Origin of the sequence: Mesorhizobium calcicola (genome assembly GCF_042682105.1) — a bacterium.
Taxonomy (GTDB): domain Bacteria; phylum Pseudomonadota; class Alphaproteobacteria; order Rhizobiales; family Rhizobiaceae; genus Mesorhizobium; species Mesorhizobium calcicola.
In genome coordinates this window covers 128,371-152,088 of record NZ_JBHUGY010000015.1, presented here as the reverse complement: position 1 = coordinate 152,088, position 23,718 = coordinate 128,371, and the positions used below count along the sequence as shown (strand labels likewise).

Genomic DNA, 23,718 nt, shown 5'->3' with positions numbered 1-23,718 from the left:
CTTTTCGGCTCGGTTGGGTGATCGCCCACTGTCGAGTTCGCCACGCGCCACGGCTGCGGCAAGCTTGCGGGCCGTGCGCACACGATCTCGTCGCGTCCGCCATAGTTGAGAGGCGGATCACCAGCGTCAGCGCTTCATTTGTGAGTCAGCGATTCGGCCTCGTCGAGCAGACCCCTGAAGGCGGACTGCAGCCCTGCCCTGTCGCGATTGATTCTGACCCGCGCACACGCACTACTGGTTGCAGGCTCGGCCAGGCTCACGGCGGATAATAAACAATTTCCCCCCTCCCAGCAGGCCCATCAGGTTCGCTGACCTCGGACTTCGGCGCGATCCAGTTCTCGACGGAGAAGGCATAGACCCGGTACAGAAGGATGATGCCACCGAGCCGGGTGCGGCCCGCGCACGAATCTGCGCAGCGCCTCGACGCCGGCACACGAGTGACTCAGCAAGACGAGGCATGCCGCGCGCCTTGGCCACAGCGCCGTCACGTTTCCGTCCATGATGATCGCTGACATGCGCGGGCGTTGCATGTTCTCGCTTTCGGGTCAGCCGATGGCCAAAACCCTAAACCTGCATGATTTCAGCTTCTTGTCGGAAAGCAGGTGGTCGATGGTGCTGATCGTTTCGTCGGTTAGTTTCTGGACCTGGTCGGAGCGCTTGCGCTGATCGTCCTCGCTGATGTCGCCGTCCTTTTCCGCCTTCTTCAGGAAGTCCATGCCATCGCGGCGCACATGGCGCGCGGCGACACGGGCGTTCTCGGCGTAGCCGTGCGAGATCTTGACCAGTTCCTTGCGGCGCTGTTCGTTGAGCTCGGGCAGCGGAATCCTGAGATTGGTGCCATCGACGATCGGGTTGAACCCCAGATTGGATTCGCGGATGGCACGGTCAACCGCGCCGACCATCGCCTTGTCCCAGACCGACACCGAGATCATGCGCGGCTCCGGCACCGAAACGTTGGCGACCTGATTGATCGGCATGGTGGTGCCGTAGGCCTGCACCTGGATCGCGTCGAGCAGATTGCTGGAGGCGCGACCGGTCCGCAGCGAAGCCAGATCATGCTTGAACGCCGCGATTGCCCCGTCCATGCGCCGCTTGAGATCGTCGTACTCACCACTCATCTTAATCTCCTCGACCCGTCTAGCGCGGGTTCACTGCTTCGGGGCAAGGCCCCGTGTTCGAGCCTGATTTTCGAAAACCGGCGTCCCTTTTTCGGGATCAGGCCCCGGATCAATCGTCCGCGACGACCGTGCAGCGGCCGCCGCCCCTCAGAATATCGCCAAACCCACCTTTTTCGTGGATCGAATAGACGATTATCGGAATGTTGTTTTCGCGCGCAAGTGCAATCGCTGCCGTATCCATGATGGAGAGGCCGCGTTTTATGACTTCGCCATGGCTGATGCGCTCGAAGCGCGTCGCATTCGGGTCCTTCTTCGGGTCCGCCGAGTAGACACCGTCGACCTGAGTACCCTTGAACAGCGCGTCGGCGCCGATTTCAGCCGCGCGAAGTGCCGCGGCCGAAAGTCAGTGGTGAAGAACGGATTGCCGGTGCCACCGGCAAAGATCACCACCTTGCCCTGGTTCATGTAGGCGGTCGCCTGGCGCTGCGAAAAGCTCTCGCAAAGCTCGGGCATGGCGATCGCCGACAGCACCACGGCGTCGACACCGATCTTGTTCAAAGACGTGCGCAGCGCCAGCGAATTGATGACCGTGGCAAGCATGCCCATATGGTCGCCGGTGACGCGGTCGCCACCCTTGGAGGCAACGGCCACGCCGCGAAAGATGTTGCCGCCGCCGATGACGACGCCGACCTCGATGCCCAGTGCACGCGCCTCGGCGATGTCGGCCGCGATGCGGTCCACGACGGAAACGTCGATGCCGAAATGCTGTTCGCCCATCAACGCTTCGCCCGACGCTTTCAGCAAGACACGTCGGTAGAGGGGCTTCACCGTCATTCTGGTCCTCGTCGTTTGGCATGTGACGCGTTCCGGGTGGCTACCTTCGCGCAGGCGTCGCCCAGGAACAATGGCGTTCCGATACACGAAGGGCGCCGCGATGTCACGCGGCGCCCGAGCCGGAAAATCCTCTCGCCTTTTGTTTAACTCACGCCGGCAAAAGTGCCTTTCATGAGCAGCTCCGGGAAGTAGCCAGCCGGCTTGTCGCCGACCGCCTGACCCCCGGTGAGGCCGCCCTGGATTTCCGGGCCGAAGAACGAGTACGGGAACGGCGTGACCGGCCGGCTGACCGCGTCGAGCCTTGCCAGAAGCTCCCGCGGAATCTCGAAATCCAGCGCGCCGAGATTGTCCTTGAGTTGATCCAGCCTGGTCGCCCCGATGATCACCGAGGCGACACCGGGTCGTGTCGCTGCCCAGTTCAAGGCGATTTGGGCCATGCCACGGCCGAGTTCGCCGGCAATTTTCTCCAGTTCGGCAACGATTGCCCAGTTGCGGTCGGTGAATTTCTGGAAGCCGGGATTGGTGGAACCGCGCATCGTCTCCAGCCTGCCACCGGCCTTGTTGATTGTATCCGAACGATATTTGCCACTCAGCAGGCCGCTTGCCAGTGGGCTCCAGACCATGATGCCGGCACCGTAGCGCGTGCCGAACGGCACGAATTCATGCTCGATGTTGCGCTCGGCCAGCGAATATTCGAGTTGCAGCGCCGAAATTGGTTCGTGGCCACGGTGCTCGGCGACGGATTGTGCCCTGCTGGCATACCAGGCGGGAACGTCGGAGAGGCCGACATGGCGGACCTTTCCGGCGCGCACCAGATCGTCCAGTGTCCGCATCACCTCTTCCGGCGATGTCAGCCTGTCCCAGGCGTGCAGATATAAAGGTCGATATAGTCGGTGCCGAGCCGCCTCAGCGAGCTATCGACGGCGCGGATGATGTTCTTGCGGCCATTGCCGCCGGCATTCGGATTGCCCTGCTCCAGATTCATGCTGAACTTGGTGCTGATTACCGCCTTGTCGCGCAAACCGCGCTCGGCGATGAACTCGCCAAGCCAGGTCTCGGAGGTGCCGCCGGTATAGGCGTCGGCCGTATCGAAGAAATTACCGCCTGCCTCGACATAGGCATCGACCAGCGCGCGCGCGGTCTCCTTGTCGGCGCCCCAGCCCCATTCGGTGCCGAAGGTCATGGTTCCGAGTGCCAGCCGGGTGACACGCAGCCCGCTGTTGCCGAGGGTGTAGTAGGACATGGTCACGATGTCGTTCCGATCCCGATCCAATGATCAATGCCGATCCTGTCCGGGGGTCGTCTTGACCCACGGGTTGCCGCGCTCGTGCGTCATGCGGAATGTGAAGCCGTCGACTCTCCAGCCGGCGCCCGAACGGGTCAGGTGGTGTTCGTAGGTGCCCCAGACTTCCCAGAGCGGGTCGCCATTGCCTTCCATCCGGTTCCAGGCGTAGCCGTTGGAGAAGACGGTCGCGGCGTTGGCGTCGATGGCGACCTGGTGGTTGGTGCGCAGATGCAGGCTGGTCTTGCTGCCCCTGAGATTCGCTGCCCAGGTCCCGATCAGGTCGTCCGAGGCGATGGTGGCCGGAGGCTGTCCGCTCAGGCTGCTGAAGTCGACGGTGACGCGTTCGGCGAAGTAGCTGCGGGCGAGCCGCCAATCCTGGGCATCGACGGCGCGATCGATGGCATCGGCGATGCGGATGACGGCGCGCTCATCGGCGAGCGCCGTTTCGCGGGGTGGTTCGGCCCCGCCGGCATCGACTGGCGCCAGCGCTACACCGGCAGCGAAGGTAACATACTTCAGTGCATTCATCTCTCTTCTCCTTGCGCGTCGGCCCGCCGCCGATCTGTTGGCGACAATGTGGGCCACCGCGCCGGCGTCGAGAAGATTGCATTATCCGCATGGACTATGCGATATCATGCATGAATGGATCGCGATCTGCTCAGCCACCTTCCTGTCGTCGTCGCCGTGGCGCGGCGCGGCGGCTTCGCGGCGGCCGCCGCGGAGCTTGGCATGAGCCCTTCGGCGGTCAGCCACGCGGTGCGCCTTGTCGAAGAGCGGATCGGCCAGCCGCTGTTTGCCCGCACCACGCGCAGCGTCGCGCTGACCGAGGCCGGCGAAGCGCTTGTCGCCGCGGCGGAACCGGCATTGGAAGACATCATCGACAGGATTGAGCGCATTCGATCGGTGAAAGGCAGGGCGAGCGGACTGCTCAAGATCAATGTGCCGCGCCTGGCGCTGCCGCTTGCCTTGATGCCCATCCTGTCGGCAATGGCCGAGCGCTATCCCGAGGTGACGGTGGAAGTGTTCACCGATGAGCGCCTGAGCGATATTGTCGGCGAAGGCTTCGACGCAGGCATAAGGCTGGGCGAGATGATCGCCGAGGATATGGTGACGGTGCGGCTGACCGAGCCGTTTCGAACGGTCATCGTCGCCTCTCCAGCCTATGTCGGCCGCCACGGAAAACCGCGGACGCTGGCTGAGCTCTCCAGCCACAACTGCATCGGCTACCGGCTGCTGCGGTCGCGCGCACTCTACCGCTGGGATCTGTCCGACCAGGGCAAGGATATCAGCGTCGAAACGCGTGGCAGCGTCGTCGTCAACGATCCGCTGTCGGCGCACGACATGGCGTTGGCCGGCATCGGGCTGGCCTATCTGTTCGAACCGCTGGTGCGAGCCGACATCCAGGCCGGCAGGCTGGTCGAAATCCTGCGCGAAGCGTCGATCGATGAGCCGGGACTGTTCCTCTATTTCCCGCGCCGGGCGTCCATGGCGCCGAAGCTCAGGGCCTTCATCGATACCGCACAAGAAATCGGCCGGGCATCCCTGCGGACACCCGGCCGATAAAATTCGTCAGGAGATAGCGCCGCGGCAGCTTACTTCTTGACCGCCGCCGCGACTTCCGCCGCGAAATCGGTCTCTTCCTTCTCGATGCCCTCGCCCAGCGCGAAGCGCAGATAGGCGGTGATCTTGGCCGGCGCGCCGATATCCTTCTCGGCATCCTTCAGCGCCTTCTCGACAGTGATGTCGGGATTGAGCACGAAGGCCTGCTTCAGGAGCACGACCTCTTCGTAGAACTTGCGCAGACGGCCTTCGACCATCTTCTCGATGATCGCTTCCGGCTTGCCGGACTGGCGCGCCTGATCGGAGAAGATCGCCTTTTCGCGCTCGACGGCGGCCGGATCGATCTGCTCCGCGGTCAGGGCCATCGGATTGGTGGCCGCGACATGCATGGCAACCTGGCGCGCGAAGGCATTGGCCGCATGCTCATTGCCCGTGGTCTCGATCGCGACCAGCACGCCGAGCTTGCCGAGACCATCGGCAACCGCGTTGTGGACATAGGTAGCCACGGCGCCGTGCTCGACAGTGAGCTTGGCAGAGCGGCGGAAGCTGATGTTCTCGCCGATCGTACCGACCGCGTCCTTGATCACCTCGGTGACGGACTTGTCGCTGCCCGGATATTTGGCCGCCGCGACCACTTCGGTCTTGCCACCATAGCCGAGCGCGACCTTCGCGACATTGCGGACAAGCTCCTGGAACTGCTCGTTGCGGGCGACGAAGTCGGTTTCGGAATTGACTTCGACGACGGCAGCTTCGCGCACACCGGAATCGACACCGATCAGGCCTTCTGCCGCGGTGCGGCCGGCCTTCTTATCGGCCTTGGAAATGCCCTTCTTGCGCAGCCAGTCGATGGCCTCTTCCATGTTGCCGTTGGTCTCGTTCAACGCCGCCTTGCAATCCATCATGCCCGCGCCGGTCAAGTCGCGGAGTTCTTTGACCTGTGCAGCCGAAATGCTCATTGTCGCCTCTTTGTTTTAAATGCACCGACGCACCATCGGTACTCGATGATGCGTCTGTTTAGCGTGCCAAAATATGAGAAAGATGAAGGCCGCAACCGGCCTTCGAATATCAAGCTTCAGGGGCTTCCGATGCCGGGGCCGGATCGAGCGCCGGTTCGACCGGGGCTTCGACCGAAGCGCCGATGTCGACGCCGAGCGCGCCCTGCTGGCGGGCGATGCCGTCGATCGCAGCCTTGGCGATCAGGTCGCAATAGAGCTGGATGGCGCGGGCCGCGTCGTCATTGCCGGGGATCGGGAAGTCGATCTTGTCCGGGTCGCAGTTCGAATCGATGATGGCGACGACCGGGATGCCGAGACGCTTGGCCTCGAGGATGGCGATCGCTTCCTTGTTGGTGTCGATGACGAACATCAGGTCGGGCGTCGAGCCCATGTCCTTGATGCCGCCCAGCGCCTTGTCGAGCTTCTCGCGCTCGCGGTCGAGGTTCAGGCGCTCCTTCTTTGTCAGGCCCTGGGCCTCGCCGGCCAGCATCTCGTCGAGCTTGCGCAGGCGCTGGATCGAGTTCGAGATCGTCTTCCAGTTGGTCAGCATGCCGCCGAGCCAACGCGAATTGACATAGTACTGGGCCGAACGCTGTGCCGCATCGGCGACGATGTCGGACGCCTGGCGCTTGGTGCCGACGAACAACACGCGGCCGCCCTTGGCGACAGTGTCGGAAACCTGCTTCAGCGCCTGGTGCAGCAAAGGCACCGTCTGCGAGAGGTCGATGATGTGGATGTTGTTGCGGGCGCCATAGATGTAGGGCGCCATTTTCGGGTTCCAGCGGTGGGTCTGGTGGCCGAAGTGAATGCCAGCTTCCAAAAGCTGGCGCATGCTGAAATCAGGCAGAGCCATTCTTGTTTCCTTTCCGGTTAGCCTCCACGGACACAGGCATTTTTGGACTTTGTCCTCGAACGCCACCGGAGGTTTCAGCCGGATTTCTCCCGGGCAGACACCAAAGTCCGTGTGTGGAATGAGCGCGCATATAGAGGGGATGCGCGACAAACGCAAGCCGTGTGGCGTTTCACCGCTCAGCGTGCGGCAATCAGCGCTCCGGTCCCGATCATCGCGCTGCCGGCAAACCTGTTCATCAGCCGCATGCGTCCCGGCGTCCTGAACCAGCCCGAAGCCCGCCCGGCAAGTGCGGCATACATACCCATGGTGAGGACATTGACGCTGATCACGACCGCGACCACCAGCAGGCCGTCGGCCAGGGTCATCGTGTTGAGGTTCAGGATCAGCGGCATGATCGAGGCATGGAAAAGGATCGCCTTCGGGTTGCCCAGCGCAATGGATGCACCGAGGAAGAACGACCGTGACAATCTCGGCTGCGACGCCTGCGGTTCATCCGATTGGCTGGCGGCGGCTCGCCACATCCTGACGCCGAGAAAAACCAGATAGACAGCGCCCGCGTATTTCAGCAGGAGAAAAACCCATTCGAAAGTCTGGGCCAACGCCACCAGTCCGAGCAACGCCAGGGTGACCAGCACGGCATCGCCGGCGGCGACGCCAACTCCGGCCATGAACGCGCGAAGGAACCCGCGCGATACACCGTTGGTGATGACCGCGAACATCGCCGGTCCCGGCGTTGCGGCTGCAAGCGTGATAGCGGCGCAATAAGCCAGAAATGCCGTTGGTGTCATGGCCGAGCCTTTCCGTTGGGCACCCGCACCCGCCGGAAGATCGCGACGATCTCCTCGCGGCTGCATCCGATAGCGCCGAGCCGCACCGCGCGGTCGCGCTCGAAGCCGGTTATGTCATAGTGCGGCGCCGATGTCTTGGGCGCGGCCCCTGATAGGACGAGTGCTTGATGCCGAGTTGCGCGGCGAAGCGGTGCAACTCATCGGTGTCGTCCGCCATCAGATGGCACCAGCGATCGCCGGCCCAGTTCCGGATCGCCGCGTCGACATAGACTGCCATGAAGCTTGCTGTCTGCCTTCCACTCTTCGCAGCCGTCACTCTTGGCAACCGCCATTCTTGGCAACCGAATGACGATCGGCCACATGGCCCGTCTGGTTGTCAGTGACGATAGAATGGATTCGGATAGAAGATGAAGCGGCCACCGGCCGCAAGCTCGGCGACCGTGCTGGTGACTGTATCCTGCATGCAGCCTTCGCCTATGCCTTGCTGGGCGATCTCGGAGATCTGGGGGCCTGCGACGCGTGGATTGCTGCTTCCGTCGCCCTTCCCCGACCGCGTCGGCGAGATCGTCATGTCGCGGGCACAAGCGCTCGGCTTCGCCCACGCAAAGCTGATGCTCGCCTTCATCCGCCAGCCCGACGAACGGTATTTCGTCAAGGAAGCTCTTGCGCTCCACACCGCCTATGTCAATGCAATCGAACGCGTGTTTGGCGCACCACCAGATACTTTGCGCCGCGCGGATGCCAGTGTGGTGGAATTCTGGATCAAGGCGATGCGGGATCACGCAGCACCGCCAAGCCCGGAGGAGCCGCGATGAACCTTGCGATTCGTACCCTGAAGTCCGCCGTGGTCGGCTTGCTGGTCCTCGGCGCGATCGTCTTCGTGCCGGCAGGCACTCTGACCTACTGGCAGGGTTGGTCTTTTATTGTCGTCTTCGCGATCTCGACGAACATTATCGGCGTCTACCTCGCGCTCAGGAATCCCGCGTTGCTCGAACGTCGTATCAAGGCCGGACCCGCCGCCGAGACCCGGCCATTGCAGAAGGTGCTCATCGCCGTCGCATTTTCGGCCGCGATCTTGCTGGTGATCTTCTCGGTGCTCGACTATCGATTCGGATGGTCGCATGTACCGGCCTGGGTCTCAGTATTCGGGAATGTCCTCGTGGCGCTCGGCCTGATGATCGACCTGCGGGTCTTCGGCGAAAATAGCTACGGGGCTTCGACGATCGAGAAGATGGAAGGCCAAAAGGTCATCTCCACCGGTCCATACGCTCTGGTCCGGCATCCCATGTATGTCGGTGTGCTGGTGCTGGTCGTCGGCGCGCCGCTGGCGCTGGGTTCTTATTGGGGATTGTTGTTTCTGCTGCTCAACGTGCCGATCCTGGTGCTGCGCGTCCTGGACGAGGAGAAGATGCTTCAATCGGATCTCGATGGCTACACCGACTATATGCGAGCGGTCCGCTACCGGCTCATACCTGGCCTCTGGTAACTCGCAGGCCCAACCAGGGCGCTGATCAACGCATTGCCCGTCACCGCTTTATCTTCCCGTTCGGCACTCGCACGCGCCGGAAGATCGCGACGATCTCCTCGCGGCTGCATTCGATGGCGCCGAGCCGCACCGCGCGGTCGCGCTCGAAGCCGGTTATGTCATAGTGCGGCGCCGATGTCTTGGGCGGCCCCTGATAGGACGAGTGCTTGATGCCGAGTTGCGCGGCGAAGCGATGCAACTCATCGGTGTCGTCCGCCATCAGATGGCACCAGCGATGGCCGGCCCAGTTCCAGATCGCCGCGTCGACATAGACTGCCATGAAGCTTGCTGTCTGCCTTCCACTCTTCGCAGCCGCCATTTCCTAGCAACCGCCATTCTTGGCAACTGAATGACGATCGGCCACATGGCCCGTCTGGATGTCAGTGACGATAGAATGGATTCGGATAGAAAATGAAGCGGCCACTGGCCGCAAGCTCGGCGACCGTGCTGGTGACTGTATCCTGCATGCGACGGTGCAATTCGGCAACCGCATCGTCGACCGAGGCGGCATGCTCATGCAGGCCGAGTGGATCGGGCACCCGGATGTGGGCGCAGCGCGGCCCGGCCGGCTGCGGAATGAACCGGTTCATCGTGTCGCGCAGTCGGCTCCGGCAATAGTCGTTGCGGACCCGCTTCAGATGCTCGGCGATCTCCTCCTGGGTGATGCGCGGATTGGCCGAGGCCCATGGCCCGACGCGTTGCAGCCTTTGAATCGTATCGGCGAGTGCCCGGACCTGTTTTTGCCCTTCCGCGTCGCCGGTGTTTTCGCGTTGCCAACGACGTGCCCGCCGCAGAAGCTCGGTGGTGTCGGTGACGGCCGCGTCGAGCGAGATGCTCTTGCCTAGCCGACGGCCGAGCTCGCCGACCAATGCCTTCTGGCGCCCGGCATAGGACGCGCCTTCGTCGGATGGCATGCCCCAGGTGGCCTCGTCGCGGGCCAGCAGTGTCGCATAGATATGGTGGATGCGCTGCGGCAGCGTGTCGTTGGCGCGGCGTACTATTTTCAGGCTTTTCTCGACATAGGCGCATTCCTTCGCCAGCGCCGCTTCGACATTCCTGGTGAAGGCAAGTTTCCAGACAACCGGCGCGATCCAGACCTTGAAATCCGGATCCGTGGCTCGACCTCGCTGGAGGGCCTCAAGCCCCATCTCGACGGCACCCGGCAGCAGCGGCGCAACGATGTTGGCATGCCAGCCGACGCCGCCCTCGGGATGCAGCAGCACGCCGTGGCCCTTCAATGCCCAGGCGACGGAGTGTTCCTTGGCTGCCCCGCTGTTGCCGGGAATCTGGGCGATCAGATTGTTGGCCAGCCAGAATTTCTGCATCAGCCGGCCAAGGCCGTTGACGACGCCATTCGTTGCCCACGATGCGGCGAGCGGGCTGACCTGCGACACAATCTCCTTGTCGATCATCCAGTCGGTGAAGAACTCGGGATGATTGGGCGTGAGGAAGGTCGCCTTCCCCGCCCCGCAACTGGCCTTCAGCCGCTCAAGGTCGGCGTGGGGAAAGTCGATGTAGCGGACATTGGCAACGCCGCGCAAACCGGCCAGGCGGTTGAACGGCAACAGATCACGAAAGCCGGGAACGCCGCGCAGCATGACGATCCGGTTGACTGATGTCATGGCCCTGATCAGTGCCGGGTTAGGCCGCGGCGCCACGAACACATCGATCCTGCTCAAGCTGCTCCCCCCTTGCGCCTCGACGCCGGGAAGGAAGTTGAGAGACGATTGCGGCGCGTTCAAGTCGTTCGCCACGACAACGCCGTGTCGTGGTTAATCAACCGACCAGCTAAAGCACTATTTGGCCGGGCAGGTTTTCGACTGGTCGAACAATGAAAGATTGACCAGCTTGCCGGTCATCGAGAAGTCACCATAGTCCATGACGAGGTCGCGGGTGATGCCGTTCTCATGCAGCTTGAAGCTAATCCGGTATTCCGGCACCTCTTCGCCTGTCTTGTCGGTGTCGTCGAAATACGCAATGTCGACCGGCCAGTATTTGTCGGCGGCGAGCTTCGCCAGTGCCGGAGCTTCCGGGTCGGCCTTGTCGGCATCGGTTTTCTTGCCGACGACGACGGTGGTCGTCATCACCTTGTTGGCGTCTTCGGAGCCGTCAAACAGGTTGGTTTCGTAGAAGTTCTCGCCCTTTTCGGCCTTGCCGATCAGTTCGACCAGATGCTGGGTCGGAAATTGGGTCATGGCCAGCTCGAGGCTGTTCTTTTCGGGCTTGTCGATATCGACTTTCAACCCCTTGGTCTGTTTCGTGGCGATGCCCTTGACCTCCTTGTCGAGGTTCTGGTCGACGAAGGACTTCGTCACGAACGAAAAGGTCTTGCCTTCGGCGTCCTCGAAAGTGGTCGTCTGCTGGTCGGTCAGCCTTGTGTTGTCGTTGGTGACGATCTGGGTGACGAAACGGAATTTCACCGTATAGCCTTCACAGGCCGAGCCATTGAACTCATAGACCATGCGGCCGGATATGCCTGTGATGCCGGATTGATCGGACGCCTTTTTGAGGGTGAGGTCATAAACGGCGCGGTGGGCTTGCAGCGCCGGCACGGCGAAAGCAGGGCCTATCGAGAAGACTGCCGAGAACAGGACGGCATGGAATGCAAGGCGCGTTGCGCGCATGAGGTACTCCGATCGTCGCGGCTGATGGCAGGCCGCAGGGAAAGATGGTCCAGCTTAAAAAAAGTCATGGCGGAAGCGAGGCAAAAATAGCAATTTCGGCCCGGCCGGCGCGGCGTCACCAAGCAATAGGGAAATACCATGAGTGAAACAATCGAAAAGCGGCTAAGCGATCTGGGCGTGACGCTTCCCGTCGCCGCCGCGCCTGCCGCCAATTACGTGCCCTATTGCAGGACCGGCAACCTGCTGTTCACCGCCGGACAGTTGCCGCTCAAGGACGGCAAGCTGCAGGCCAGCGGACGGCTCGGCCGTGACGTCGACACCGCGGCCGGCAAGGATGCGGCAAAGTACTGCGCGATCAACATCCTGGCGCAAGCCAAGGCAGCGCTCGGCGACCTCGAGAATATCCGCCGCCTGGTGAAGATCACCGTCTTCGTCGCCTCCGTGCCCGAGTTTGTCGAGCAGCATCTGGTTGCCAACGGCGCCTCCGATTTCCTGGTTGCGGCACTTGGCGAGCGGGGCAAGCATGCCCGCTCCGCCGTCGGCACCGCCTCGCTGCCGCTTAATGCCGCGGTGGAAATCGAAGCGATCTTCGAAGTCGAGTGAGCCAGGGGACAACCATGACCAACCTATCCTGGCTGACCGCCCGGCCCGTCGCCCATCGCGGTCTTCACGACATGAACAAGACGCGTTGGGAAAACACGCTTTCCGCTTTCGCCGCTGCTGCCGAGCGCGGCTATGCCATCGAATGCGACGTGCACCTGTCGTCGGATGGCGTTCCCGTCATCATCCATGATGGCGACCTTAAAAGGCTGACCGGACAGGACGGCTTCGTCTGGCAGCGCACCGCGGCCGAGATGACGGTGCTCAAGGTCGGCGACACATCCGACCACGTGCCGACGCTTCAGGAAGCGCTCGATCTTGTCGATGGCCGGGTGCCGATAGTCGTGGAACTGAAAGGCATCCCGGGTCGCGATGATGGTCTCGTGGCGAGCGTCGGCAAGATACTCAAGCGCTACAAAGGCAAGGCGGCGATCATGTCGTTTGATCACTGGCTGATCCGCGATTTCCCCAAACATGCGCCCGGCATTCCGGGCGGACTGACAGCCTACGGCAAGGAAAACCAGCTGATCGAAGCGCATTTCGCCATGCTGGCGCACGAAATCGCGTTCACCTCCTATGCCGCCGGCGACCTGCCGAACCGGTTCGTCAGTTTTGTGCGTGAAAAGCTGAAAATGCCGGTCATCACCTGGACGGTGCATGACCAGCCGGCGGTGGACCTGACCTTCAAATATGCCGACCAGATGACATTCGAAGGGTTCGAACCCGATCTGGTCAAAGTCGCCTGAAGTCGGGTGTCCGAAACGTGACTTGTACCAGGCCGGACGGAGCTTAAATAAGCCTCATGGATCAAGGCGACGACGGCGATGGCCAGACAGCAAATGCGGACTATTCGATCCGCGTCGCCGCTGGTATCGGTGCTTTCACCCCGGAGGAATGGAATAGCCTCAGTGGGACCACACGCGGCGACGCAGAAAACGGCTACAACCCGCTCGTTTCATTTGCTTTTCTGAGCGCGCTCGAAGACTCCGGCTGCGCCGTGCGGCGCACCGGCTGGCAGGGCCATCATTTGCGGCTGGAGACCGCGCAGGGCAAGCTGCTCGGCGCGGTGCCGTGCTATCTCAAGTCGCACAGCCAGGGCGAATATGTGTTCGATCATGGCTGGTCGGATGCCTTCGAGCGCGCCGGCGGCCGCTACTATCCCAAACTGCAATGCGCGGTGCCGTTCACACCGGTCACAGGCCCTCGCCTGCTGGTCACCAAGGGCGAGGATGCCGGCGCCGTCAAGGCCGGACTGGCGGCGGGACTGAAGGCGGTCACGCAAAAGCTCGGTGTCTCTTCCGCGCATGTCACCTTCGCGCAAGAGAGCGACGTGGAGGTGCTGGAAGCGGCAGGTTTCCTGCATCGCACCGACCAGCAATTCCATTTCTTCAACGAAGGCTTTTCTACCTATGACGACTTCCTCGCCACCCTTGCGTCGCGCAAGCGCAAGGCGATGAAGAAGGAAAGGCGCGAGGCGCTGGCCAACGGCATCTCGATCGACTGGCTGACCGGCAAGGATCTCACCGAAAAGGCCTGGAATGACTTCTTCGCCTTCTACATGGACACCGGCAGCCGCAAATGGGGCCGGCCTTATCTCACCCGCCAGTTCTTTTCGCTGATCGGCGAACGCATGGCCGACGACATCCTACTGGTGATGGCCAGGCGCGACGGACGCTACATCGCCGGCGCCATCAATTTCATCGGCTCCGACGCACTCTATGGCCGCAACTGGGGCTGCATCGAGGACCATCCCTTCCTGCATTTCGAGGTCTGCTACCATCAGGCGATCGACTTCGCCATCGAGCGCAAGCTGAAGGTGGTCGAAGCAGGCGCGCAGGGAGAGCACAAGCTGGCGCGCGGCTACCGGCCGGTGACCATGCATTCCGCGCACTACATTGCGCACCCCGGCTTGCGCAACGCCGTCGCCGACTATCTCAAGCGAGAACGGCACGAGGTGGAGCGGATGAGCGAATATCTGGAAGAACACACCCCGTTCCGCAAGGATCTGGAGGGTTAGCGACCGGACTGCCCTGATGACCAGGCGACTTCGCCCGATCGTCTTGCCGACTTTCGACGGCTTCGCTACACGAAAGGCAAGAATCCGGAGCGTTCGCCATGACCGAGGCCACCTACGACACCGACAACATCTTCGCCAAGATCCTGCGCGGTGAAATTCCCTCGCACCGCGTCTACGAGGACGAGGCGATCGTCGCCTTCATGGATGTGATGCCGCAAGGGCCGGGCCATACGCTGGTGGTGCCGAAGGCGCCGTCGCGCAACCTGCTCGACGCCGATCCGGCAACATTCGGCCCGCTTTTCACGGTCGTCCAGAAGGTGGCGCGGGCCGTCAAACAAGGTTTTGGCGCCGACGGCGTCACCGTCATGCAGTTCAATGAACCAGCCTCGGGGCAGACCGTCTATCATCTGCATGTGCATGTCATCCCGCGCTTCGACGGCATTCCGCTGAAGCCTCACGCTGGCGGGATGGAGAAGCCGGAGGTGTTGGCCGAGAGCGCCGACAAGATACGGGCAGCGCTGCGAAGCTGACGCAGCACGTCGCTTTACGACCTGGAAAACCGTTTCCAATGAAAAAGCCCGCCCTTCTGAACTGACCCCGTAAAGTTGGACACAACCTTCGGGGGTCAGTTCAGCGATGCCGGGGCTTTTTTCACCTATCCGCAATGCTTAAGCGGCAGCGGAAACCTGGGCGCTGGCCGGCACCGAAGCGATCGTCTTCAGGATCTGCGAGGCGATCTGGTAGGGGTCGCCCTGCGAGTTCGGACGACGGTCTTCCAGATATCCCTTGTAGTCGTTCTTGACGAAGGAGTGCGGGACGCGGATCGAGGCGCCGCGATCGGCGATGCCATAGCTGAACCTGTTCCATGGCGCGGTCTCGTGCTTGCCGGTCAAACGCTTGTCGTTGTCCGGGCCGTAGACGGCGATGTGATCCATCAGGTTCTTGTCGAAGGCCGCCATCAGCGCTTCGAAATAGGCCTTGCCGCCGACTTCGCGCATGTAGGCGGTCGAGAAGTTGGCGTGCATGCCCGAGCCGTTCCAGTCGGTGTCGCCGAGCGGCTTGCAGTGGTATTCGATGTCGATGCCGTATTTCTCGGTCAGGCGCTGCATGAGGTAGCGGGCCATCCACATCTGGTCGGCGGCCTTCTTGGAGCCCTTGCCGAAAATCTGGAATTCCCACTGCCCCTTGGCCACTTCGGCGTTGATGCCTTCATGGTTGATGCCGGCCGCGAGGCAGAGGTCGAGATGCTCTTCGACGATCTGGCGGGCGACGGAGCCGACATTGGAGTAGCCGACGCCGGTGTAGTACGGACCCTGCGGCGCGGGATAGCCGCTCTCGGGGAAGCCGAGCGGGCGGCCGTCCTTGTAGAAGAAATATTCCTGCTCGAAACCGAACCAGGCGCCTTCGTCGTCGAGGATGGTGGCGCGCTTGTTGGAAGCATGCGGCGTGACGCCATCGGGCATCATGACTTCGCACATGACGAGCACGCCGTTGGTGCGGGCCGGATCCGGATAGACCGCGACCGGCTTCAAGACGCAGTCGGAGCTGTGCCCTTCGGCCTGCTGCGTCGACGAACCGTCAAAACCCCACAGCGGAAGCTGCTCGAGCGTCGGGAATTCGGCGAATTCCTTGATCTGCGTCTTGCCGCGAAGATTGGGAACCGGGGTATATCCATCGAGCCAGATATACTCGAGCTTGTATTTCGTCATTCTAGCCTCTCGTTGCTTGATCACCGAACACTGGACGGCGTCGACATGCGTCTGCCACCAGTGGCCGGCCTGCCGGATCACTAAAAAGCAATTCGTGTGCCACTCTTGGCCGACAGGGTGCGGCAAAATTGACGCGGCATCCGGTTGAAGTTGGCAAGCCGCCTAAACAATGCGTCCGGATCAATCACAGTCACAATTCGCACAAATAATAGGCAAATACTGATCTTTTCGTAGGCATATTGCCTAACTTGATTGCAGACCCTATCTTCGAAACAAGTTGAATCGACAAGGTTCGGCAGAAGAAAGGAACCCGACAATGGAAATCATTTCCACGCGTCCGTCGGCCAAAATTCTGATGTTCCCGGTGGCAGCGCGCGTCGCTGCCTCAAATTTGAGCGGGAAGGCTAAGTTTGCGGCAGAGCTTGCTTTGCTGCGCGGTGTTCGGGCGGATTTCGGCGACGGCTGGTATCACGACGCCGCCATCGAGGAAGAGGCTCAGGGCCGCAAGAGCTGACAGCAAGGCCAGCCAGCCTTCGTCAGCGGAATTGCCGTAAAGAAATTGAAAGCCCGGCGCGATCGCTCGCGCCGGGCTTTTTTCGAGGCCGTTGCCCCTGGTTATTGCTTGGCGTGCAAGTCGGTGCCGAGCGTATCCCTGACGAAGATCATGCCGATGACCAGCGACATCGCCGCGATCACCACCGGATACCAGAGGCCATAGTAGATATCGCCCTTGTAGGCGCTGAGCGCGAACACGATCGCCGGCAGCAGGCCGCCGAACCAGCCGTTGCCGATGTGATAGGGCAGCGACATGCCGGTATAGCGGATGCGGGTCGGGAACATCTCGACCAGAATGGCCGCGATCGGCCCGTAGACCATGGTCACGTAAAGCACCAGGATGAACAGGATGCCGATGACCTTTGCCCAATTGACCTGTGCCGGGTCAGCAAACATCGAGAACGCACCCGCTGCCGGAATGCTGTAGACGGTGACGTCGGTGACGCCGGCGGCTTCATCCTTCGTCAGCACCTTGTCCTTGATCGCCTGCTCGGCCGGGACCGTGGCCTTTTCGCCGGCGCGGATGGCAGCGGCGTCGAGCTTCACCTCAGGATTGGCCGCGACAAAGGCGTCGAGCTTCTGGTCGGCGACCTTGGCAGCAGCACGCTTCAGCGGATAGCCACCATCCTGAAGGGCCAGGTTGATGGCCTTCTTGAAAGCAGCCTCGTTTGCACTTGCCTTGTCCGCGGCCGCCACGGCGTCATAGGACGTCACGGATTCGGTGCCGATCTTGACAGTGGCCGCGGTCCCCGGCGCTGCCGTCGAGATAATGTCATAGGGCACGGAGCTCTTGGCCAGGAAGTCGGTGGCAATATCGCACGAGGTGAGAGGCTTGCGTGTTCCGGTCGGATTGAACTGGAAATTGCAGTCCCCCGGGGCCGCGGTCACCGTCGCACGCGTGTTCTGCTGCGCGGTGGCGAGCGCCGGGTTGGCGGCCCAGGTCAACGCCTTGAACAGCGGAAAGGTGGTGACGATCGCCAGCGCAAGACCGGCCATGATGATCGGCTTGCGGCCGACCTTGTCGGAGAGCCAGCCGAACACGACGAAGAAGATCGAGCCGAGCGCCAGCGCAACAGCGATCATGATGTTGACCGACTGCGGATCGACCTTGAGCACGTTCGCCAGGAAGAACAGCGCGTAGAACTGGCCATTGTACCAAACCACGGCCTGGCCGGCGGTGAGGCCGAACAGCGCGAGCAAGGCGATCTTGGCGTTCTTCCACTGTCCGAAGGCTTCCGTGAGCGGCGCCTTAGAGCCCCTGCCCTCGTCCTTCATGCGCTGGAAGGTCGGCGACTCGGCAAGCGAAAGACGAATCCAGACCGATATGGCGAGCAGGACGGCCGAGACCAGGAATGGAATACGCCAGCCCCAGGCCGTGAAATCCTCCTTGCTCAGCGAATTCTGCACGATCAGGATGATGATCAGCGACAGGAACAGGCCGAGTGTCGCCGTCGTCTGGATCCACGACGTATAGAATCCGCGGCGGTCGTCGGGAGCATGTTCGGCGACATAGGTCGCCGCACCACCATATTCACCGCCGAGGGCCAGGCCCTGCAGCATGCGCAGTGCAACCAGGGTGATAGGCGCCGCGATGCCCCAACTCGCCGAACCGGGAAGCAGGCCGACCAGGAAGGTCGACAGGCCCATGATCATGATGGTGACGAGAAATGTGTATTTGCGGCCGACGAGATCGCCGATGCGGCCGAACACCAGCGCGCCGAACGGACGCACGAGGAAGCCGGCGGCGAAAACCAGCAGCGTGAAGATGTTGCGCGTCGTTTCCGGATAAGAATTGAAGAATGTCGAGCCGATCGCGGCCGCCAATGCGCCGTAGAGATAGAAATCGTACCATTCGAAAACGGTGCCGAGCGAGGAAGCGAAGATGACCTTCTTTTCCTCCCGCGTCATGCCGCGGCTTTTTCCGCCGGCAGTCGATGCCATTGCCATAGAATTGTCCTCCCGTGAGACCCATTGCCTCGATGCTGTGCGTCACTGTCCGCGTTCTCCTCCGAGCACGGACTCAAGCACTGCGATCACGGAAAAATGACAGAAAGCGCGCGCCAACGTCAGGACGTCTTTGGGATTATGACTTTGGTATTAGGTGCGCTGCGGGATGAAGTGGAGCGAGCGGCGGAGTCATCAGCCCTTGAGCGCTTCCAACAGGCGGACGGCAGCCATCATGTCGTGCTTGCGGGCCGAGCGGCGCGCGACCGCCTCGGCGTCCTGTCCCCAATGCTCGATCTGCCAGTCCTCGTCTACATGGCCGGCGGCCCAGGCAGCCTCGGCGTCAAGCTCGCCGAAATCGACGGCCAGCGCCAGCAGCGCCGAACCGGTCAGCGAGGTCATGACGTGGATGGCGGCCAGCCGCAGCGGGTCGGCGCGCTGGGCAAGGTGGCTGCCCAGCACGGCGATGGTTTCACGTGGCTGCTCGACATGGATGATGCCTTCGGCGAGGTTGAAGCGCGCCCCGAGGCTGGCGCGCGCCCAATCGAGGACCGGGTTCCAATGCTGGTTCTGCCGCTCCACCAGGCCTTGCGGCGCGTCGGCGCGGTAACACAGAAGATCGGATGAGGCGAAGCGCAGGATGTCTTCCAGCACCGCCTGCGGATCGCTGGCGACACCGTCGATGGCGGTGTTGACGAGGCGCATCACCGGCATCGTCACCGGATCGATGGTCTCGCCTTGCGCGGCGAACTCGTCGGCGACCAGCGCGGCCGCCGCCTCGGTCGGCAGTGCCAGCAGCGCCTTGCCCGGCGTGCGCACCGGCTTGCCGTCGAGATGCACGGCAAAGCCGCCACGCACCGGTGCGACCGAGACGGTCTTGTAGAAGCGCTTCGGCAGTGGCGTCTTCATCTGGATCTGGGCGCGGCGCACCGGATCCGGGTCGGAAAGCTGTTTGCCCGCTTCAAGGTCGTTGAGGATATCGCGCATAAAAGTCTCTCTCACACCGGCACGAGCTTGCGCGCCGGCCGGTTGACGATGATCAGTCCGGCGGCAATCAGGCCAAGTGCCAGGAAAATGCGCATGGTCAGCGGCTCATTCAAGAACATGGCGCCGCACAGCACGCCGAAAACCGGCGACAGGAAGGTGAAACTGGACAGGCCCGAGGCCGGATAGCGCCGCAGCAGCCAGAACCAAAGCACATAGGTGAAGGCGACGATGTAAACCGCCTGGAAAAGCAGGGCCAATGTCGGCAGCACGGCAGGGTCGCGGACGGGCGAACCGGCGAGAGGCAGCACCAGTATGCCAACGATAGCCGCACCGGCGAGCTGATAGAGCAACAGCTTCTCGGCGCTCGCCTCGACCAGCTTTGAGCGCTTGATGAGGATGTTGGTCAGAGCCCAGAAAAATCCGGAGCCGAGGCTCAAGAGGTCACCGAACAGCATGTCCCCACCGCCGCCAAGCTTGTCGGAAAAGACGGCGGCAAGGCCGGCAAAGGCCAGCAGCAGGCCGAGGAACTTGCGCAAGGAGATCTGCTCGCCAAGCAGGAAATGGCCGCCGATCAACATCCAGAACGGCATTGTGTTGACCAGCAGCGTGTTGCGGGCAACGGTGGTGTGCTCCAGGCCAACATAAAGGCACAGGAATTCGATGCCGAAAAGCATGCCGACCGCGATGCCGGCGAGCAATGTCCCGTCGCGCGCGAAAAGCGCGATGCCACGCCACCGGCACCAGGCGAAGACACACAGGCCGCCGATGATCGAGCGCGCGATCGACAGGAAGACAGGATCGTAACCGGCGTAGGAGATCTTGGCGGCGACGTAGTTCAGCCCCCAGGAAAAGGTCAGGCCGACCATGATTGCGGCTGCGGCGATGTCGACCGTGTCGCGCCGGTCGAGCGTATCGGTGGCGCCACTCACAGTCAGTCCTCCGCGCTGGCGTCGTCGAAGCCTATCAGGTTCCAGCTCTGGCGCATATGCGGCGGCATCGGCGCGGTGACATCGATGACGCCCTTGTCCGGATGCGGAATGATGATGCGGCGCGCATGCAGATGCAGGCGGTTTTGAATGCCACCGGGAAAATCCCAGTTGGTGTCGGCCTCGAAATATTTCGGGTCGCCGATGATCGGGCAGCCGATATAGGCGGCGTGAACACGAAGCTGGTGCGTGCGGCCGGTATAGGGCTCCATTTCAAGCCAGGTCATCGTCTGCGCCGCCTGCTCGATGATGCGGTAGTAGGACACGGCGTGGTCGGCGCCCTTTTCGCCATGCGCGGCGACGCGCACGCGGTCGCCGTCGGGCGTCGGCTCCTTGATCAGCCAGGTCGAGATCTTGTCCTCACGCTTGGGCGGCACGCCCTTGACCAGCGCCCAATAGGTCTTCTTGGTCTCGCGGGCGCGAAACGCTTCCGATAGCTTCATGGCGGCAAGCCGGGTGCGGGCGACGACCAGCACGCCCGATGTGTCGCGGTCGAGCCGGTGGACCAGCCGCGGCTTCTCGCCCTTCTGGTTGCGCCAGGCTTCCAGCATGTCGTCGACATTGCGGGTGACGCCCGAGCCGCCCTGCACGGCAAGGCCTGCCGGCTTGTTGAAGACGAAGACCTTGGGATCTTCATGGATCAGCATTTTCGCCAGAACGTCGGCATCGCCCTGGTTGCGGATCGAGTGGCCGGTCAGCGCGCTCTGGCCCTTCTTGTCCACTTCCAGGGGCGGAACGCGGACCATCTGGCCGGGCTCGACACGGGTGTCGGCCTTGACGCGGCCGCCATCGACGCGGATCTGGCCGGAGCGCAGCAGCTTTTGCAGATGGCCGAAGCCGAGGCCCGGGAAATGGGTCTTGAACCAGCGGTCGAGCCGCATGCCCGCCTCGCCGGCCTCAACTGTGATCTGTTCAACGCCTGCCATATTTTCTTCGCTTATCCGTTTCCCGAGCAGGGCTCGGCCTGCTCTCGGCGCGGCAATAACATTATGAAACGGTTCTTGCGAGCCAAAGTCCCAGAAACAGGGCGATAATGGCGCCAACAACGCTGGCAACGGCATATCCAAACGCCGGCAGCGTGGCTCCTCGCTCCCACAGCGTGGCGAAATCGAGCGAAAAAGAGGAAAAAGTAGTGAAGCCGCCAAAGATGCCGGTGGCGACGAACAGCCTGAGTTCGTTCGATCCGCCGCGGCGCGCCAGGATGGCGATGAACAGGCCCATGGCAAAGGAGCCGGCGATGTTGATGGCCATCGTGCCCGAGGGATAGTTAGGGCCGACAAGGCGAAGCGCGCCCATGTTGGTGAGATGACGTATCCCGGCACCGATGCCGCCGCCGACCACAACGAGAAGTAGATTGAACATGACCGTTTACTGCCTCTGCCAGGGCGGTGAGGTCAATCCCCTCAAGCAGCGGACGACGGGATCGCACACACAGTTGAACGCGTCAGGAACCGCTTCCCGCGCCCATGCCGAGCGAGAACATGCCACCCCTGCCTGGCAAGATGGTGCAAGAGCAGCCGTGCCGAGTGGCTGGCCCTGCCCGGACGCGATCGACCTGATCGTCACCACTCGGGCGTTGTCCAGCCCGGGTATTTCTTCCGGAACTCACCGTAAAGGGCATCGAGTTCCGTTTTGCCGACCGGGCGCACCTGTTCATAGAGGTAGCCCTTGACGTCGCCGGACAACTGATATGCCGCGACACGCTTATAGGCGGCACCGATGCCTTTCCCGTCGACAATATCCTGGTCCGGTATCGTGACGCAGATCTGCGCGTCCGGCCGCAAATGGGTCACGGGAGGGTCGGTTACAACGATAAATCTGGTTTTCAAGGTTTCCGGTCTGAACCGATCACGACTATCCACCTGGCAAGACCATCCGATGCGAGCGTAGAGGTTCCGGTCCATTTCAAACAACAACGAGTCGCTCATGACCGAGCCCGAGGCAAATACCGAAAAACGGTCCTCGGATTGCATTTTGCCAACAAGGTCATCGATAAGGCGCCTGTATTCAGGGAGATTGTCCAGGTGAAGAGGAAGCGTGGCTTCCCTGGCAAAAACAAAGCCGATCGGTGACAGCAGCTGGCGGCCGATCGGAAAAAAGGTGCCCAAAAAAGCAAATCCAGCGGCAACGGCCATGGCGACGGCTGACCATCGCGATCGCAGCGCCGGCATCGAAACGATCGCAACGATTGCCTGGGCGTAAACGGGAAAGAGCCAAAGAAACATTGGCATTGAATGATGCCGATCCGGATCCTGCGTCCGGGTGAACAGGAAAAATGTGAGTGCCGAGGCAACGGCACAGAACAAGGCAAAGCTGTTGCGACGGACAACAGAAATACAAAGCCCCACCAGGATCAACAGCCAGTTTACATAGCCGAGCCTGGATCCCATCTCGGCAAGTTGGGAAACGAAGTCCGTCCTGTAGCCGCTGTAAAGGTCGCCATAGCTGGTTCCTAGAATCCTGGCGATCAGGGGCAGCTGGAACATCAATGCTGCCCCGGCAACAATGAAAATTGCGCACACACACCCAAGAGCGGCTTTCCGGAAGGCCGGGAAATCTCGGTCTTTTGCGACCTGCAACAGACAAAAGAGGGCTGCGGAAATTCCAATCCCTATGACACCAAATGCGTACCAGCGGCGCAGCATGAACGCCAACCACAGGCACGCGCCGACGCATATTCCGCTGATCACCGGTTCACGGGTCAGGAGCTTTGATTTCCAAAGGAAATAGGTTGCTGCAGAAAGGGCGAGACAACCGGCCACATCCGGCAACCCGCGAAGCGTCGCCGCCCAGAACGGCGTGTAGAGACAGGCCGCAATCCACACGGCGAGCCAGCTTCGGGATGGAGATGTCTCGGAGACCGCCTCCAGATAGCTCATTCTGCCTATGAAAAGCGCCGTCGGGACCAGGTAAACCGCGACTATTCCGGCGACGTATGAAAGCCTTGAACCCCCGAAAACTTGATGAAACGGCATCAAAGGCACCAGAATTGCCACACTGTAGTCATCCGTTTCGATTGAGGTCCTCAATTGGCTCAGCCACCGGAGAGGACTCTCAACCAGGAGCGCGCCCTGGCGATTAAAGGTGTCGAAATAGGCCGCGAAGTCCCAATAATAGACGGGCTGCTCAAGCTTTATGTACAGGGCGGCGAAAGCAACGCCCAGAAAAACGGTACATATGTAGGTTTTTGTCCAGAATCCGAGGATTTCGTTCTTCGTCACTTGAGGCCGCCAAGGAAGGGAAGAAGCAGGACTGTCGAGGGCAAACCAGGGCCCCCCGCCGATGCAGCCAAGAGCCGTTCCGGCAAACAGGAATCCCACGCGATTCGTGTCAGGAAC

22 protein-coding genes and 4 pseudogenes are annotated in these 23,718 nt (G+C 61.8%); 8 read left to right on the top strand and 18 right to left on the bottom strand.

Annotated features, from left to right (window positions below; all coding sequences use genetic code 11):
* Positions 1 to 564 precede the first annotated feature (564 nt).
* From frr to ACFSQT_RS08345, 4 genes and pseudogenes are all read right to left on the bottom strand, one after another.
* Positions 565 to 1,118: pseudogene (gene frr, locus ACFSQT_RS08360) on the bottom strand (ribosome recycling factor).
* Positions 1,119 to 1,227: 109 nt separating this feature from the next.
* Positions 1,228 to 1,952 (bottom strand): annotated as a pseudogene (gene pyrH, locus ACFSQT_RS08355) (UMP kinase).
* Positions 1,953 to 2,095: 143 nt separating this feature from the next.
* Positions 2,096 to 3,201, bottom strand: a pseudogene (locus tag ACFSQT_RS08350) (aldo/keto reductase).
* A 27-nt stretch (positions 3,202 to 3,228) separates the two neighbouring features.
* The gene (locus ACFSQT_RS08345) at positions 3,229 to 3,765 is read right to left on the bottom strand and encodes a nuclear transport factor 2 family protein (protein WP_379018013.1); all 537 of its coding nucleotides are present in this window, start codon (positions 3,763 to 3,765) and stop codon (positions 3,229 to 3,231) included.
* Positions 3,766 to 3,879: 114 nt separating this feature from the next.
* Between ACFSQT_RS08345 and ACFSQT_RS08340 the strand changes: the two genes are divergently transcribed.
* Positions 3,880 to 4,800, top strand: a complete 921-nt coding sequence (locus ACFSQT_RS08340; protein WP_379018012.1) for a LysR family transcriptional regulator — start codon at positions 3,880 to 3,882, stop codon at positions 4,798 to 4,800.
* A gap of 29 nt (positions 4,801 to 4,829) precedes the next feature.
* Here the strand turns inward: ACFSQT_RS08340 and tsf are convergent, their stop codons facing one another.
* The 4 genes and pseudogenes from tsf to ACFSQT_RS08320 form a co-directional block, all read right to left on the bottom strand.
* Positions 4,830 to 5,753, bottom strand: a complete 924-nt coding sequence (gene tsf, locus ACFSQT_RS08335; RefSeq protein WP_379018011.1) for a translation elongation factor Ts — start codon at positions 5,751 to 5,753, stop codon at positions 4,830 to 4,832.
* 109 nt (positions 5,754 to 5,862) lie between these two features.
* Positions 5,863 to 6,645 carry a 30S ribosomal protein S2 gene (gene rpsB, locus ACFSQT_RS08330; RefSeq protein ID WP_023777441.1) on the bottom strand — a complete coding sequence of 261 codons (783 nt, stop codon included), beginning with the start codon at positions 6,643 to 6,645 and terminating at the stop codon, positions 5,863 to 5,865.
* 176 nt (positions 6,646 to 6,821) lie between these two features.
* Complete coding sequence (locus ACFSQT_RS08325) at positions 6,822 to 7,433, bottom strand: LysE family translocator (RefSeq protein WP_379018010.1); 612 nt, start codon at positions 7,431 to 7,433, stop codon at positions 6,822 to 6,824.
* Positions 7,430 to 7,710: pseudogene (locus tag ACFSQT_RS08320) on the bottom strand (DUF4031 domain-containing protein). The gene ACFSQT_RS08325 and the pseudogene ACFSQT_RS08320 overlap by 4 nt, the downstream one beginning before the upstream one ends.
* Positions 7,711 to 7,840: 130 nt before the next feature.
* Here ACFSQT_RS08320 and ACFSQT_RS08315 point away from each other — a divergent pair.
* Both ACFSQT_RS08315 and ACFSQT_RS08310 read left to right on the top strand, forming a co-directional pair.
* Entirely contained in the window at positions 7,841 to 8,248 is a 408-nt protein-coding gene (locus ACFSQT_RS08315; RefSeq protein WP_379018009.1) for a hypothetical protein, read from the top strand.
* The gene (locus tag ACFSQT_RS08310; RefSeq protein WP_379018008.1) at positions 8,245 to 8,919 is read left to right on the top strand and encodes a methyltransferase family protein; all 675 of its coding nucleotides are present in this window, start codon (positions 8,245 to 8,247) and stop codon (positions 8,917 to 8,919) included. The genes ACFSQT_RS08315 and ACFSQT_RS08310 overlap by 4 nt, the downstream gene beginning before the upstream one ends.
* Before the next feature lie 40 nt (positions 8,920 to 8,959).
* Here the strand turns inward: ACFSQT_RS08310 and ACFSQT_RS08305 are convergent, their stop codons facing one another.
* The 3 genes from ACFSQT_RS08305 to ACFSQT_RS08295 all read right to left on the bottom strand — a co-directional run bounded on the left by ACFSQT_RS08305 (position 8,960) and on the right by ACFSQT_RS08295 (position 11,582).
* The gene (locus ACFSQT_RS08305; RefSeq protein WP_379018007.1) at positions 8,960 to 9,238 is read right to left on the bottom strand and encodes a DUF4031 domain-containing protein; all 279 of its coding nucleotides are present in this window, start codon (positions 9,236 to 9,238) and stop codon (positions 8,960 to 8,962) included.
* A gap of 100 nt (positions 9,239 to 9,338) precedes the next feature.
* Positions 9,339 to 10,637 carry a lysophospholipid acyltransferase family protein gene (locus ACFSQT_RS08300; RefSeq protein WP_379018006.1) on the bottom strand — a complete coding sequence of 433 codons (1,299 nt, stop codon included), beginning with the start codon at positions 10,635 to 10,637 and terminating at the stop codon, positions 9,339 to 9,341.
* A gap of 117 nt (positions 10,638 to 10,754) precedes the next feature.
* The gene (locus tag ACFSQT_RS08295; RefSeq protein WP_379018005.1) at positions 10,755 to 11,582 is read right to left on the bottom strand and encodes a cell envelope integrity EipB family protein; all 828 of its coding nucleotides are present in this window, start codon (positions 11,580 to 11,582) and stop codon (positions 10,755 to 10,757) included.
* Between the two features lie 138 nt (positions 11,583 to 11,720).
* Between ACFSQT_RS08295 and ACFSQT_RS08290 the strand changes: the two genes are divergently transcribed.
* The 4 genes from ACFSQT_RS08290 (at position 11,721) to ACFSQT_RS08275 (ending at position 14,729) form a co-directional block, all read left to right on the top strand.
* Positions 11,721 to 12,185, top strand: coding sequence for a RidA family protein (locus ACFSQT_RS08290; protein WP_379018004.1), 465 nt, complete (start codon positions 11,721 to 11,723; stop codon positions 12,183 to 12,185).
* 14 nt (positions 12,186 to 12,199) lie between these two features.
* Complete coding sequence (locus tag ACFSQT_RS08285) at positions 12,200 to 12,928, top strand: glycerophosphodiester phosphodiesterase (protein WP_379018003.1); 729 nt, start codon at positions 12,200 to 12,202, stop codon at positions 12,926 to 12,928.
* Positions 12,929 to 12,984: 56 nt separating this feature from the next.
* The gene (locus tag ACFSQT_RS08280) at positions 12,985 to 14,199 is read left to right on the top strand and encodes a GNAT family N-acetyltransferase (protein WP_379018002.1); all 1,215 of its coding nucleotides are present in this window, start codon (positions 12,985 to 12,987) and stop codon (positions 14,197 to 14,199) included.
* A 98-nt stretch (positions 14,200 to 14,297) separates the two neighbouring features.
* Complete coding sequence (locus tag ACFSQT_RS08275; RefSeq protein WP_379018001.1) at positions 14,298 to 14,729, top strand: HIT family protein; 432 nt, start codon at positions 14,298 to 14,300, stop codon at positions 14,727 to 14,729.
* A 138-nt stretch (positions 14,730 to 14,867) separates the two neighbouring features.
* On the opposite strand, the gene ACFSQT_RS08270 is transcribed toward ACFSQT_RS08275, so the two are convergent.
* Positions 14,868 to 15,908: a glutamine synthetase beta-grasp domain-containing protein gene (locus ACFSQT_RS08270; RefSeq protein WP_379018000.1), complete on the bottom strand. Its 1,041-nt coding sequence runs from the start codon at positions 15,906 to 15,908 to the stop codon at positions 14,868 to 14,870.
* Between the two features lie 316 nt (positions 15,909 to 16,224).
* Between ACFSQT_RS08270 and ACFSQT_RS08265 the strand changes: the two genes are divergently transcribed.
* Positions 16,225 to 16,422, top strand: coding sequence for a DUF2735 domain-containing protein (locus ACFSQT_RS08265; protein WP_379017999.1), 198 nt, complete (start codon positions 16,225 to 16,227; stop codon positions 16,420 to 16,422).
* 101 nt (positions 16,423 to 16,523) lie between these two features.
* Here ACFSQT_RS08265 and ACFSQT_RS08260 read toward each other — a convergent pair whose 3' ends face one another.
* The 6 genes from ACFSQT_RS08260 to ACFSQT_RS08235 all read right to left on the bottom strand — a co-directional run bounded on the left by ACFSQT_RS08260 (position 16,524) and on the right by ACFSQT_RS08235 (position 23,601).
* Positions 16,524 to 18,410, bottom strand: coding sequence for an MFS transporter (locus tag ACFSQT_RS08260; protein ID WP_379017998.1), 1,887 nt, complete (start codon positions 18,408 to 18,410; stop codon positions 16,524 to 16,526).
* 192 nt (positions 18,411 to 18,602) lie between these two features.
* A complete protein-coding gene (locus ACFSQT_RS08255; protein WP_379017997.1) occupies positions 18,603 to 19,394 on the bottom strand; it encodes an ATP12 family chaperone protein in 792 nt (263 codons plus the stop codon).
* 11 nt (positions 19,395 to 19,405) lie between these two features.
* Positions 19,406 to 20,323 carry a DMT family transporter gene (locus tag ACFSQT_RS08250; RefSeq protein ID WP_379017996.1) on the bottom strand — a complete coding sequence of 306 codons (918 nt, stop codon included), beginning with the start codon at positions 20,321 to 20,323 and terminating at the stop codon, positions 19,406 to 19,408.
* Positions 20,324 to 20,325: 2 nt separating this feature from the next.
* The gene (locus tag ACFSQT_RS08245) at positions 20,326 to 21,306 is read right to left on the bottom strand and encodes an RluA family pseudouridine synthase (protein ID WP_379017995.1); all 981 of its coding nucleotides are present in this window, start codon (positions 21,304 to 21,306) and stop codon (positions 20,326 to 20,328) included.
* 61 nt (positions 21,307 to 21,367) lie between these two features.
* Entirely contained in the window at positions 21,368 to 21,742 is a 375-nt protein-coding gene (gene crcB, locus ACFSQT_RS08240) for a fluoride efflux transporter CrcB (protein ID WP_379017994.1), read from the bottom strand.
* A gap of 200 nt (positions 21,743 to 21,942) precedes the next feature.
* Positions 21,943 to 23,601: a hypothetical protein gene (locus ACFSQT_RS08235; RefSeq protein ID WP_379017993.1), complete on the bottom strand. Its 1,659-nt coding sequence runs from the start codon at positions 23,599 to 23,601 to the stop codon at positions 21,943 to 21,945.
* Between the last annotated feature and the right edge of the window lie 117 nt (positions 23,602 to 23,718).